Annotated in this window: 12 protein-coding genes; 6 read left to right on the forward strand and 6 right to left on the reverse strand. The window is 43.3% G+C overall.

Annotation, left to right across the window (positions count from 1 at the left end):
• Window positions 1-59: 59 nt before the first annotated feature.
• Together Q0R52_RS14490 and Q0R52_RS14495 are read right to left on the reverse strand one after the other, a co-directional pair.
• Window positions 60-335, reverse strand: coding sequence for a chaperone modulator CbpM (locus tag Q0R52_RS14490; protein ID WP_295795498.1), 276 nt, complete (start codon window positions 333-335; stop codon window positions 60-62).
• A 71-nt stretch (window positions 336-406) separates the two neighbouring features.
• On the reverse strand, window positions 407-1,321 hold the full coding sequence (locus Q0R52_RS14495; protein WP_295795499.1) for a J domain-containing protein: 915 nt from the start codon (window positions 1,319-1,321) through the stop codon (window positions 407-409).
• 257 nt (window positions 1,322-1,578) lie between these two features.
• Here Q0R52_RS14495 and Q0R52_RS14500 point away from each other — a divergent pair, with 257 nt between their 5' ends.
• The 5 genes from Q0R52_RS14500 to Q0R52_RS14520 all read left to right on the forward strand — a co-directional run bounded on the left by Q0R52_RS14500 (window position 1,579) and on the right by Q0R52_RS14520 (window position 6,501).
• Window positions 1,579-2,751 (forward strand): GAF domain-containing sensor histidine kinase, encoded by a 1,173-nt coding sequence (locus Q0R52_RS14500; protein ID WP_295795501.1) that lies wholly within the window; start codon window positions 1,579-1,581, stop codon window positions 2,749-2,751.
• A 2-nt stretch (window positions 2,752-2,753) separates the two neighbouring features.
• Entirely contained in the window at window positions 2,754-3,089 is a 336-nt protein-coding gene (locus tag Q0R52_RS14505; RefSeq protein WP_295795505.1) for a cupin domain-containing protein, read from the forward strand.
• Window positions 3,090-3,198: 109 nt separating this feature from the next.
• Window positions 3,199-3,708: a GNAT family N-acetyltransferase gene (locus tag Q0R52_RS14510; protein ID WP_295795506.1), complete on the forward strand. Its 510-nt coding sequence runs from the start codon at window positions 3,199-3,201 to the stop codon at window positions 3,706-3,708.
• A gap of 253 nt (window positions 3,709-3,961) precedes the next feature.
• The gene (locus tag Q0R52_RS14515; protein WP_252794160.1) at window positions 3,962-4,321 is read left to right on the forward strand and encodes a DUF1493 family protein; all 360 of its coding nucleotides are present in this window, start codon (window positions 3,962-3,964) and stop codon (window positions 4,319-4,321) included.
• 194 nt (window positions 4,322-4,515) lie between these two features.
• Window positions 4,516-6,501 carry a glycoside hydrolase family 97 protein gene (locus Q0R52_RS14520; protein WP_295795509.1) on the forward strand — a complete coding sequence of 662 codons (1,986 nt, stop codon included), beginning with the start codon at window positions 4,516-4,518 and terminating at the stop codon, window positions 6,499-6,501.
• 193 nt (window positions 6,502-6,694) lie between these two features.
• Here Q0R52_RS14520 and Q0R52_RS14525 read toward each other — a convergent pair whose 3' ends face one another.
• From Q0R52_RS14525 to Q0R52_RS14540, 4 genes are all read right to left on the reverse strand, one after another.
• Window positions 6,695-6,916, reverse strand: coding sequence for a PspC family transcriptional regulator (locus Q0R52_RS14525; protein WP_295795511.1), 222 nt, complete (start codon window positions 6,914-6,916; stop codon window positions 6,695-6,697).
• A gap of 1 nt (window position 6,917) precedes the next feature.
• Window positions 6,918-8,204, reverse strand: coding sequence for a DUF2851 family protein (locus Q0R52_RS14530; protein WP_295795514.1), 1,287 nt, complete (start codon window positions 8,202-8,204; stop codon window positions 6,918-6,920).
• A gap of 144 nt (window positions 8,205-8,348) precedes the next feature.
• Complete coding sequence (locus Q0R52_RS14535) at window positions 8,349-9,458, reverse strand: Gfo/Idh/MocA family oxidoreductase (RefSeq protein ID WP_295795516.1); 1,110 nt, start codon at window positions 9,456-9,458, stop codon at window positions 8,349-8,351.
• A 70-nt stretch (window positions 9,459-9,528) separates the two neighbouring features.
• Window positions 9,529-10,173: an HAD family hydrolase gene (locus tag Q0R52_RS14540; protein WP_295795518.1), complete on the reverse strand. Its 645-nt coding sequence runs from the start codon at window positions 10,171-10,173 to the stop codon at window positions 9,529-9,531.
• Between the two features lie 369 nt (window positions 10,174-10,542).
• On the opposite strand from Q0R52_RS14540, the gene Q0R52_RS14545 reads away from it, so the two are divergent.
• Window positions 10,543-12,381: an ABC transporter ATP-binding protein gene (locus Q0R52_RS14545; protein WP_295795519.1), complete on the forward strand. Its 1,839-nt coding sequence runs from the start codon at window positions 10,543-10,545 to the stop codon at window positions 12,379-12,381.
• Window positions 12,382-12,573 lie beyond the last annotated feature (192 nt).

Below are 12,573 nucleotides of genomic sequence, written 5' to 3' on the forward strand. Positions count from 1 at the left end.
AAAAATTGCGAGGCGTCCTACGGGGCGCCTTTTTTGTTTTTATGGATTTTGATAACGCCTTACTCCACCCTATTCCTCAGCACCCGCATCTCTTCCTGCATTTGCTCTACCCGCTCCAACAAATGTACTATCGCTTCAATACCGGCTACGTTTATTTCAAGTTCATGGTGTAGGCGAATCATCTTTTCCAGCTTTTGCAACTCGGTTTCGGGCACATAGGTGTTTCTTTTTACAATCTTAAACTTTACCAATCCCGCTTCTCTAAGCGAATCAATAAATGTGTACTCAATCCCGTGGTAGGTACATATATCGGTAGCTGCTATTAAGTTTGTCATAAAACGGTTTATTAGTTCACTGGTTCATTAGTTCATTAGCGGCCTTTCTGCCAACTTGCAACTGCCAACTCTTACTCAGGGGGGCCGCCATCTCTTATTTCTTCGAATAACTTCTTTTGTTTTTCAGTCAAATTGGTTGGCACCTGCACATCATAAGTAACATATAAATCGCCAAATTGCCCTTCTTTTTTATAAACAGGCATCCCTTTCCCCTTTAGTTTTACTTTGGTGCCATTTTGGGTTTCGGGCTTTACCTTAATTTTTACTTTACTATCTAAAGTATCAACGGTTACTTCGCCACCGAGCACGGCAGTATAAATGTCCAACTTTGCGTTGCAATATAAATCGCTGCCCACACGCTTAAATTGCGGGTCGTCGGCCACTAAAAACGTGATGAATAAATCACCAGCCGGTCCTCCGTTTGCACCGGGACCACCATGACCCGCAATCTTAATATTCTGTCCGTTTTCAACACCGGCGGGTATGGTAATGCGGATGTTTTTGCCGTTTACCGTCAAGGTTTGTTTATGCGTTTCGGCAGCTTCTTTTAGGCCAAGCTTTAACTCGGCGTTGAAATCCTGGCCGCGGTATTTTGATTGCCGGCCGCCGCGAGCGCCCCCTCCTCCTCCAAACATAGATTGAAAAAAATCTGAAAAATCATCACTGCCAAAACCTTCAAAACCGCCCGATGGCGCGCCACCAAAACCCCCATGTTGCTGACGGGTTTGTTGCTGGCGCCGGGCTTGCTCATATTCAGCGCCGTGCTGCCAGTTCTCCCCATATTGGTCGTACTTTTTACGTTTATCAGCGTCGCTTAAAACTTCGTTGGCTTCGTTAAGTTGCTGAAATTTTTTGTGCGCCTCTGCATCGTTAGGGTTAAGGTCGGGATGGTATTTGCGGGCCAGTTTGCGGTACGCATTTTTTATGTCTTTATCCGTTGCTTTTTTATCAACGCCTAAAACCTGGTAATAATCAATAAATGCCATAGTAAATGGTTGTAAAACCGAAAGTATATTAACCCAAATTTACGGTTCCCGGTTTTCATTATAAATATAAATGTTTTTAACGGAGATAATTAATGCGCAGGAAACAAACACAGAATGACATACATCACTAATTCAAATTCCTAAAAGTTGTATTAGTACTGCGTTAGCTGTCATTCAAAACCCGAACGCCCGATAATTGTTATCTTTATGGCGTTGATTAAAAATTAAAGACAGATACATTAAGTTAATACCCTGTAATGATATCAGCCAGGATCCCCGAAAATGAAAATGTCCGCCTTTCGGCACTTCACGAAATCGGCTTGTTAGACAGCCCTCAAGAAGCAGAGTTTGATGAGATTGTGAAATTTGCCTCAATGCTTTGCAATACGCCTATTTCATTGATCAGCCTCGTCGATTCCGACCGACAGTGGTTTAAGGCAAGGATAGGCCTTGACGTTGACGAAACTAACCGCGATGTTTCATTTTGCAGTCATGCCATTTTGCAGGACCAGCTTTTTGAGGTGCGCGATACCATTTTGGATAATCGCTTTGCCGACAATCCGTTGGTTGTTGACGATCCTTCCATCCGTTTTTATGCAGGCATGCCCCTGGTAACGAGCGGCGGCGATAGGCTCGGCACCTTATGTGTTATTGACCGGACTCCCGGCGAACTATCCGAAAAACAGCGCTTCGGCCTTAAGGTATTGGCTAATAACGTGATAAAAATTGCGGAGTTAAGGATAAAAAATAAAGAACTATACTATTTAACCGAAACTCAAAAACGCATCATATCAATATTAGCGCATGATGTGCGCAACCCGCTGGCATCCATTAAAAACATCCTGGAGTTAAAACAAACGCAAATTCTGGATGCGGATGATGCTACCGAGATGATAAAAATGGTAACAGGGCAACTGAACAACACCATCCAAATGGTCGATAATGTGGTAAACTGGGGAGAGATGCATTTAAAATTCGGGCAGCTGAGCCTGGTTGATTTTGATTTGCACGACCTGGTAGTACGTATTTTTGGCTCCGAAACTTTAAACAGCGTTGCCAAAGGAAACAGGCTTGTAAACAATATACCCTACGGCACTATTGCACACTCGGACGAACGGGCTTTAGAGTTCATTCTGCGTAACCTGGTAAGTAATGCCAATAAATTCACCCAAAACGGCAGCATTTCAATAGATATAAAAAGAGAGGGAATAAAAACTACTTTGTGGATAAGTGATACCGGAGTTGGCATGCCCCAAGAAAAAGCTGTAACATTGTTTATTGGCGATGTTACTTCAACCCTTGGAACAAACAAAGAGAAGGGCAGCGGCCTTGGCTTACTGCTTGTTAAGGAGTTTGTGGAGCGCTTAAATGGTTCGATAGCGGTGGAAAGCCAAATTAATCGGGGAACGACAATTAGAATAGAATTATAAATATGGATACATCCATTTTTCGCAATTTTAGCGACATCGACGTAAAAGAAATAGCCCCCGGTTTTTTTTCAAAACTGATTCACACCGATACCAATACTTTCAATTTTATCGATGTTAAAGCCGGCTGCTCGGTACCTTATCACCAGCATGTGCATGAGCAAAGTTCCTTTGTAATCGAAGGCATTTTTGAATTCAATATTGATGGCACCATTAAACAACTTGACAGCGGCACGTTTGTAATTATCCCATCGAACGTTTGGCACAGCGGCAAAGCCATAACCGATTGCAAGCTGATTGATATTTTTAGCCCCGTCCGCGAAGATTACAGAAATTTATAAATAATCCCCAGTCGCATAAGATAGCAAGTCCGTTTACCCTTGATTCCTGGCTCTTGGCTCTTGATTCTTGACTCTAGTTTCCCTACGTTTGCGCTTTCAAAAAAACATTATGCCTGTAAGCCAAGCCATCCGCACTGATGTAGCCGAATTAAATAATTTAGTAAACAGCGCCTACCGCGGCGAAACCTCCAAACAAGGTTGGACAACTGAAGCCAATTTGCTGGATGGCCTGCGCATTGACGAAGAAACACTGGACACGTATTTTGATGATGATGCAATTATCATTTTAAAAAACACCGACGAAAATGGCAGGATAAATGGCTGTGTTTACCTCGAAGTACGCGAGCCCCAATTATACGTAGGCATGTTTAGCGTATCCCCATTACAACAGGGCAATGGCATTGGGCGCGATTTGTTACTGGCCGCCGAATCTTACGCCAAACAAGCAAACCTCCACACGCTTACCATGACCGTAATCAGCGTCCGCCACGAGTTAATTAACTGGTACGAGCGTCGCGGCTTTAAAGCTACAGGCGAAATAGTGCCGTTCCATGCCGACAAAAAATTTGGTGACCCAAAACTACCGATTGAATTGATCGTGATGGAAAAAAGTTTTTAATTCTTCAATTTCGGGCGTTTTATCCATTTAAATTTCTGAATTACAGCTATCCGAAAAAAAAGATTTAAAAGCATACAATAATATACGAAAGTATTCGTATATTTATTTTGACTTTAATGACGGAGTGAATATCCTGTCTTTTTTAACCGTTTGAGATTTTGTGATAAAGATTTAAAAAAAGGGTGGATTTTATGCAACCTTCTAAAAAAGTCGTCGTCTTATAACACAAATGATAACACCACTATTAATTCAAATGGAAGAGATAAATCCTCAGTTAAAAGAATTTATAGTCAATTATTGTTCCAAGTACAAAATCAGGAAAGTTGACCCTTGTACTTTGAGCCTGGATACGAGCATCGACCTTGATTTGGATATTGTTGATATCGAGATAGACTTGTTTTTAGCCGAATTTGCTGAAACATTTCGTATTGATCAGTCCAAATTCAGCTGGTATAAATATGGGTATCCAACAGGCTCGGCAAGTGTTAAAGTTATCCGTACTGTTTTTGGGTACAAAGCGCAATGGGTAAAAAAATTATCAAACCGCATTTATAAACCCCGTTTCAGGGTGAGTAATTTACAGGATGCGGTCACCAGCGGGAAATTAGTATAACCTGCCGCACAGGTAAACCATTACGAGGTACAAGGCAAGCCCTAATGGGCCAACAGGTAATTGATCAGCTTGCAGCGATCTTTTATTTAACGGGCTTGCTGCGTACCTCGTAATGGTTTTTATATTTTAATCAGAAAACTAATCTTTTCAGCTTACATTTATGGCTATATCCAATCGCGATAAAACCATAAATTATGTTGTTGCTAAAACGCCTGCTATTTTTTACGTGCCTGTTTATTTCGGCAAAAACATTTGCAAAAACAATCATCACTGTTCAATCTCCCGATAAACAGATAAAATTCTGGCTAAGCACCGACGCTAACGGCCTTTATTACAAAGTGGCTTACAAAGGTGTTTTAATGGTTGATATTTCCAGGCTCAATATCAACTTTAAAGAAGGCGGCTTATTTAACAACAGCCTGCATATTGCTTTGGCCAAGCCTGAAAGGTTTGCCGAAGATTATGAACTGATGACCGGTAAAGCCAGCAAAATACACAGCGAATGCAACCGCGTTATTATTCCCGTTACTGAACAATCCGGTGCAAAACGAACCTTGAATATCGAGGTAAGGATATTTAACGATGGTGTTGCTTTCAGATATTGCATCCCCAAACAAGGCGGTTGGCCGGAAGCCGTCTATGTTACCGATGAATTGAACACCTTTAACCTTACTCAAAACCCTAAAGTTACCACGTTGTTGCGCGAGAGTTATACCACATCGCACGAGGGTATTTACACCAAAGCTTTGTTATCCGACTTAAAATCAGACACACTGATGGATATGCCCGCTTTGTTTGAATACCCCAAAGGCCTTTACCTCGCAATTACCGAAGCAGCACTCCGCGATTATGCGGGCATGTATTTGATGAAGCAGAATGGCGTGCTGGAGAGTCGCCTTTCGCCGCTGCCCCATCAAACTGAGTTAAAAGTTAAAGCTACTTTACCACACAATAGTCCGTGGCGGGTATTGATGATAAGCGATAAGCCCGGTACTTTCATCGAATCAAATATCCTGACCAATTTAAACGAACCAAGTAAGATAAAGGACTGGTCGTGGCTTAAGCCGGGCAAAACCACCTTCCCGTGGTGGAACGGAAATGCCATACCCGACACTAGTTTTGCGCCTGGCAACAATTACGAAACCAATATGTACTACGTTAATTTCTGCGCCAAATATGGTATTGAATACCACTCGGTGGTGGAATATGGCTTGCATGAATGGTATGTAAGCGATGGGCAAGGCTTTCAACCAGGCCCGCATTCCGATCCGTCAAAAGCGGTTCCAGGTCTGGATATGCAGCAATTGTGCGATTCGGCGGCAAAGCGGGGCGTGGGCATACGGGTATGGGTGCATTTTTATGCCTTGTACCCTAAGTTAGATGAAACCTTTGCCCAGTATGAAAAATGGGGGATTAAAGGCCTGATGTGCGATTTTATGGATCGCGACGACCAGGAAATGGTAAACATGCAGGAAGAAGTACTTCAAAAAGCCGCGCAGCATCACCTGCATATACAATTCCATGGCGCTTACAAACCAACTGGTACGAGCCGAACTTTCCCCAATGAGTTTACCCGCGAAGGCACATTAAATTATGAAAACGACAAGTGGAATGATATAGTAACACCCGATGCCGATATTAATATCCCTTTTACCCGCATGCTTGGCGGCTCAACAGATTATCATTTAGGTGGATTTGCGGCAGCCTCACCACAACAATTCAAGGTGCATTATACCAGGCCGTTTGTGTTAGGAACCCGCTGCCATATGCTGGCGATGTACGTGGTTTTGGAAAATAATCTCGGCATGGTTTGCGATGCACCTGAGCGGTACATTAATCAGCCGGGGTTTGAGTTTGTGCAGCAGGTGCCCACCACATGGGATGAAACCCGTGTGCTGGATGCCAAACCCGGCGAATACGTAGTAATAGCCCGCCGCAAAGCTGAGAATTGGTATATTGGTGCTATTACTAACCATGAAGCGCGAACTATAAAACCATCTTTAGATTTCCTGTCCGACGCTCAATACAACGCCGAAATTTATAGCGATGCCCCGGTCAGCGACCCCAATTTAAATCATTTGGTAAAAGTGGTTAAGCAGGTAAATAAACAAACTGTATTGAGCATGATTTTAACAGCAGGCGGCGGACAGGTGGTGCATTTGTATCCATTGAAGAGGTGATGTATAAATCCCACTTGTCATTGCGAGCGAGGTACGAGCGCGGCAATCGCAAACTCTGCAGGGCGAAATGAACAGTTTAACACCTGCGCAGTGGTTGTGCACGGCGTGCGGTTGCCGCGCTGCGCTCGCAATGACAATGTTTTTTAATCAAGAAATCCTAGAATCAAACAAAGCATGGTTCAGACAATCCCCCTTACAAATCTGTAACCCTGGTATGCACCCGTTTCACAAATTTGCGGATATCAAGCACAATGCCTGCGAATATGTAAAATACAAGCGGAAAGCCGACTGCTAAAAATGATGAGTATATAAAAAACAAACGAATTTTACCTATAGATACATTGAACTTTTCGCCCAAATAGGTGCAAACCCCAAATGAATAACGTTCAAAAAAAGTGAGAATCCTTTGCAACATATCAACCTAATTTTAATATTTTATTACCAACGCCGCATTGCAGGCATTTCTTATGGTTACAGTAGTTATTTTTTAACTCCAGCAATGCCTGCGATTCGAACGCGGTATTAATTTTCACCCCTAAGTTAACAAAATCTGTGATAATATTGTTCGTTTCGTTTGGCAAATGTTCCAAAAGCTTAAGGCTGCGGTTAATATAATGTTGATTTTGGTTGTGTCTGCCGTAACTGAATAGAAACAACGCCAGAGTATTCAGCAACAAAATATCGATGGATGCAGCGCCCATGTTTTTTGCTGAGGGAGCCGATTCAACGTCAAACCTATAATGGTTTTCCCAGTAGTCATTAACCTTAATTTCCGAAAATAAATTCCGCAATGCCTTTACATCCTTTATCTCCAGCACCTTCGAAAATAAATGGTTGGAATGAACAATTAATGAAGAAAACTGCGCCAGCCTTATGGTAGGGAAGTTTTGAGGGCGTAACCGCATAAATTTCCACAGGTGATTTTCAATCGGTGTTAGTTTATACTTTTTCTGCAAAAACTCGTATTCAGCTTTGAGCCTCCGGGGATACTCGTCTTTTAGCTCACCGCTTAAAAAACCTGCCTGCCCAAATATCAACGCCTCAATTTGCAGCGGATTGTTTTTATGTTTGGCCAGCGTAAGCTGCGGTATCGATTTTGCCAGTAGTTCGAACGGTACAGCATTAGTTTTAAAACCAAAGTTTGCGGCCAAAAATTGGTAAAACGTTTCTTCCCAATCGCCACGATTAAGATTTAATGCATTGATTACCGCTTCCGAACGTTTTTCAAGCCGTTCAACGAGCACCCTTGTAAGCCAATTATACATGGTGAGCCCATCAACCGCGCCAATATTTGCCTCGCAAGGAATTATGGTTTGTTCGCCAAAAATGAGTTTGTGATAACGGTTATACAAATCATCCGGGATGCGGTTTTGTAACTCCAGTGTTGGTACACGCCGGCCGTTCGGTAAAACCAGGGGCTTATCGTCTTTATAAACTACGTGCAATATAACGTTGCTATAAGAATCATCTGTGGTATGTCCATGCCTTTGCCAGTCGGACGAGGTAATATGCACTTCCACGTTGCCTGCCCAAACGGTATCTCCTATCCTGACTCTTGCTGTCTGAAAATCGGGCCCCGAATCTGAGTTGTGCATCCCTGCCGAAAGTACTTCCAGTTCTTCGCCATCGGTAGTTTGCAGCCCAGTTCGTTCAAAAAGCCTGAACTTCCACACGTAATGCAAAAAATCTTCAGGGAAAAGCATTTGTTAGTGATTAGAGGTTAAAGATTAGTTAAAAATTGGCTAAAGTGCTAACGCTTGCTTTAACGCAAGCATTGAACAAGTATAATTATTTTCCTTGAAACTAAAACAGCGAGTTGTCAAAATCTTGCACCTAATCTCTGATCTCTAAATCCTCTCCCACTTCCCCGAATCTAAGCTCCGGTAAATAGCGTCAACCACTTTCATGTCTTTCAGGCCTTCTTCGCCGGGTACGCGGCTGGGCTTGTTGAGTGTTACGCAATTGGCAAAATCATCCATTTGTGCAGCCTGCTGTACAATTTGCGGAAATTTCATGGGCGTTCCGTTTACGCTACCTTCGATACTACCGTAGCCGTAAGCTGGACCAAGTTCAAAATTGCCCATTTCGGCCTCTACTTTAAGGTAACTCCAATCGTTGTTGTAGCTCGATTTGCCCGTGGTTTTAAGTCCGCCCGGAAACTCAAGTTCCCAGAAAACGGTTTCGTCCACTTCTTTAAAAAACTGCGGCCTTAATTTTTGTTGCGTTGCTTTAACCGAGATGGGCTCCTGGCCCATGGTATAGCGGGCCCCCTGTATACTATAGATACCCATATCCATCAAACCGCCGCCACCGGCCATTGCTTTTTTAAGCCGCCATGCATTTGGGTCGCCATTATAGGTAAAACCGTTACCGGTATCAATTTTTTTAATGTTACCTAATATGTGTTGTTGCCCCAGGCGCATCACTTCCATATTGTGCGGCTCAAAGTGCAGGCGATAACCTATCGACAGTAATCGATTTGCTTTTTTGCAGGCTGCGATCATTTCTTCACAATCCTTAGCATTTAGCGCCATCGGCTTTTCGCAGATAACATGTTTGCCGGCTTGTGCTGCTTTGATGGTATATTCCTTATGCATAAAAACCGGCAGCACTATATACACAATGTCGATATCCGGGTTATTGGCTATCTCGTGAAAGTTTTGATAGTTGTAGATATTTTTTTCGGGGATATTGTACTTTTTAGACCACGATACCGCTTTTGCAGGTGTGCCCGTAACTATGCCCGCCAAATAACAGTCCTTAGTATGTAGCAAGGCAGGACCAAGCTGACCGTAACTATAATAACCTAAGCCGACTAAAGCTACACCCAGTTTCTTTTTTGCCTTTCCCGCAGGCATGGCCAGTGCCGATAAGGCCGGTCCAAGTGCCAGAGCGCCCACACCCAGTGAGGCATTACGGATAAAATTGCGACGCGAAAATTTGTTTGATGCTGCCATAACAGGTAAGTGTTTTAATCAGCATAAAAATAAGAAAAATTGCAGTGCAGGCTACGAAAAGACGATTATTCTACAATAATTCCTTCAATTCGCTAAAATTACTAATGGTTGCTATCTGCCCCTCCTCAACCTTGCCAAATCCATAATCGGCAAAAATAAACGGCAGCCCGGCTTTGGTGGCCGAGTCGTAGTCGCCCATGGTATCGCCAATATAAACCGGGGCTTCCAGGTTATGATCGTTAACTATGTCTTTAATGTTTTCGGCTTTGGGGTTGCCTTTAGTTCCGAAACATTGGTGACCAGCAAAATAGTGTTCCATCCGGCTTATCTTAAAAAACACCTCGATGTAGCCGCTCTGGCAATTGCTTACTATAAACAACCGGTATTTACCGGCAAGGTAAGCTAACGTTTCGTCGAGTGCGGGATAAAGTTCGCCGCCCCTGGTATGCAAAATTTCCAGTTCGTGCTTGCCGCAAAGTGCCTGCACCTCGGCGCGTTGAACGGCATCCAATTGAGGGAAAAGCTTATCAAAAATAGAATCGTAAGTCATGCCTGTTATCGAGCGCACCCGCTCCTGGGTCATTACCTCATCTAAATAATCAACTTCATCCAAAGCCGACTGCCAGGCCAGGGCCACATTATTGGTGCTGTCCCAAAGGGTGCCGTCAAGGTCGAAAATTATACCGTCGAATTTATTTTTTAATGATGAGCTCATACGTGCGATTAAGCGGCAAAACTAAACTATGATTTTTAGGATTAAAGGATTTTTTAGATTTTTTTGTCTTAATCATGAGTTGGCTGATTAAAGGACTGCCTCGATGACAGACACTTTCAGATTTTCAACTAAGGACATCTGGGTTTACATGGTTTACACTTATTATGGTTTACATTTATTTATACAATTCAAAATCAGATAATTACACATAATTTATCAGACATTTTGGGTTACACTGTTAACCCATTAAGGGCTGGGCTTGAGTTCCGGGACTCTTTTGTCATCAATCCCTCACAATACTTCCATTTTCAGTCGCTTAACTAATCTTTTCTTAATTTTACTTAAACTAAGATAAAAGAAGGATAATATTTGAATACCGCCCGCCCGCCAAAAAATACCCGTACCGAGCCATTAACTTTTAAAGACCGCCTTGCGGCCCTTAACAACCTGCCTGCATTTTTTAAACTGGTATGGCAAACCAGCAAATTGTTCACCATTATTAATGCCATGCTGCGCATTGTCCGCTCGGCTATGCCGGTGGCTTTGCTGTATGTGGGCAAACTGATTATCGATAACGTGATTTTTTTAAGCCGCCATCACGAAACCAGCAGCACCCATTTATGGCAGTTGGTAGGGCTTGAGTTTGGGCTGGCAATTGCCACCGATGCGCTTAGTCGTGCAATTACCCTTGTAGATTCGTTACTGGGCGACCTGTTCAGCAACCATACATCAATAAAAATAATGGCCCATGCGGCCACTCTCGATCTTGACCAGTTTGAGGATTCGGTGTTTTATGATAAACTGGAACGCGCCCGGCAGCAAACTATTGGTCGTACTATATTGCTTTCGCAGGTGATGACGCAGGTTCAGGATTTAATAACAATGGGCTTCCTGGCAGCCGGACTGATGGCCTTTAACCCATGGCTAATTATTTTACTGTTGATTGCCATTATCCCGGCATTTTTAGGCGAATCGTACTTTAACGACCAAAGCTATGCCCTTACCCGGGGGCAAACACCCGAACGCCGTGAGCTTGACTATGTTAGATATTTAGGCGCCAGTGATGAAACGGCCAAAGAGGTGAAAATATTCGATCTTTCAGGCTTTATTATCGACCGGTTTAAGCAGCTATCAGGTAAATTTTATTTTGATAACAAGCGGCTGGCTATAAAACGAAGTTTATGGGGAACCTTTTTTGCCATGCTTGGCAGCGTTGGCTACTATGCGGCCTATGTTGTCATCATCATAAAAACAGTCGACGGTACGGTTACCATAGGTATGCTCGCGTTTTTGGCTGGTTCGTTCAGGCAATTACGTAGTTTGTTGGAAGGAATTTTGAGCAGGTTCACCTCAGTATCACAAGGGGCTATTTACCTGCGCGATTTTTTTGAATTCTTCGATATTAAACCAAAGATAAAGGCATCGGCCAACCCATTACCATTTCCAAAAGTTATACAACAGGGCTTTGTTTTTGAGAATGTTGGTTTTAAATATCATAACAGCGAACGCTGGGCAAACAGGCATTTAAGCTTTACCCTGCATCCTGGCGAAAAGCTTGCGCTCGTTGGCGAAAATGGGGCAGGCAAAACCACACTGGTAAAATTGCTTGCACGGCTTTATGACCCAACCGAAGGAAGGATATTGCTGGAAGGAAAAGATTTGCGGGAATACGATTTGACCGATTTGCGGTTGAATGTTGGAATTATCTTCCAGGATTACCTGCGTTACCAGATGACTTTTGCACAAAACATTGCTGTTGGCAACATTGGCCAGGTTGATAACCGGCCGTTGATTGAGGCCTCGGCAAAACAAAGCCTGGCAGATATACTTGCGGCAACCTTACCCGACAAATACGACCAGCAATTAGGCAAACGCTTTGCACAAGGCGTTGAACTATCCGGCGGCGAGTGGCAGAAGGTAGCGTTGGCACGCGCCTATATGCGAAATGCACAACTATTGATACTTGACGAACCGACATCGGCGCTTGACGCCCGTGCCGAATACGCGGTGTTTGAGCGCTTCGCCGAATTGACCAAAGGCAAATCGGCAGTGCTGATATCGCACCGGTTCAGTACGGTACGCATGGCCGACAGGATTTTAGTGCTCGAAAAAGGCGAACTTATCGAAATAGGCAGCCATGAGCAGCTTATTCAAAAAAACGGCCGCTATGCCGAATTATTCAATCTCCAGGCCATGGGCTACAGGTAAAAATCTATAAAAAAGATTCACCTGCTATTTACAAAATTAGCCTGTGGGTAATTACGTAAAACTACGTACGCAAATTCAGTAATTATGCGCGAGCATACCTCCCTATGCGTTCTTAACTTTGACTCAAGTTATCGCGCAAGGCAGTAACTTATTTACCAGGTTATAGTAAACCGTTATTTATTTCCAGGCTTT

The sequence above is a fragment of the Mucilaginibacter sp. genome, from assembly GCF_025359345.1.
Classification (GTDB): Bacteria; Bacteroidota; Bacteroidia; order Sphingobacteriales; family Sphingobacteriaceae; genus Mucilaginibacter.

Excerpts from the sequence above, each read along its gene's own strand:
- Q0R52_RS14490 (WP_295795498.1), bottom strand. The coding sequence starts at position 335 with ATGACAAACTTAATAGCAGCTACCGATATATGTACCTACCACGGGATT.
- Q0R52_RS14495 (WP_295795499.1), bottom strand. The coding sequence starts at position 1,321 with ATGGCATTTATTGATTATTACCAGGTTTTAGGCGTTGATAAAAAAGCA.
- Q0R52_RS14500 (WP_295795501.1), top strand. The coding sequence starts at position 1,579 with ATGATATCAGCCAGGATCCCCGAAAATGAAAATGTCCGCCTTTCGGCA.
- Q0R52_RS14505 (WP_295795505.1), top strand. The coding sequence starts at position 2,754 with ATGGATACATCCATTTTTCGCAATTTTAGCGACATCGACGTAAAAGAA.
- Q0R52_RS14510 (WP_295795506.1), top strand. The coding sequence starts at position 3,199 with ATGCCTGTAAGCCAAGCCATCCGCACTGATGTAGCCGAATTAAATAAT.
- Q0R52_RS14515 (WP_252794160.1), top strand. The coding sequence starts at position 3,962 with ATGGAAGAGATAAATCCTCAGTTAAAAGAATTTATAGTCAATTATTGT.
- Q0R52_RS14520 (WP_295795509.1), top strand. The coding sequence starts at position 4,516 with ATGTTGTTGCTAAAACGCCTGCTATTTTTTACGTGCCTGTTTATTTCG.
- Q0R52_RS14525 (WP_295795511.1), bottom strand. The coding sequence starts at position 6,916 with ATGTTGCAAAGGATTCTCACTTTTTTTGAACGTTATTCATTTGGGGTT.
- Q0R52_RS14530 (WP_295795514.1), bottom strand. The coding sequence starts at position 8,204 with ATGCTTTTCCCTGAAGATTTTTTGCATTACGTGTGGAAGTTCAGGCTT.
- Q0R52_RS14535 (WP_295795516.1), bottom strand. The coding sequence starts at position 9,458 with ATGGCAGCATCAAACAAATTTTCGCGTCGCAATTTTATCCGTAATGCC.
- Q0R52_RS14540 (WP_295795518.1), bottom strand. The coding sequence starts at position 10,173 with ATGAGCTCATCATTAAAAAATAAATTCGACGGTATAATTTTCGACCTT.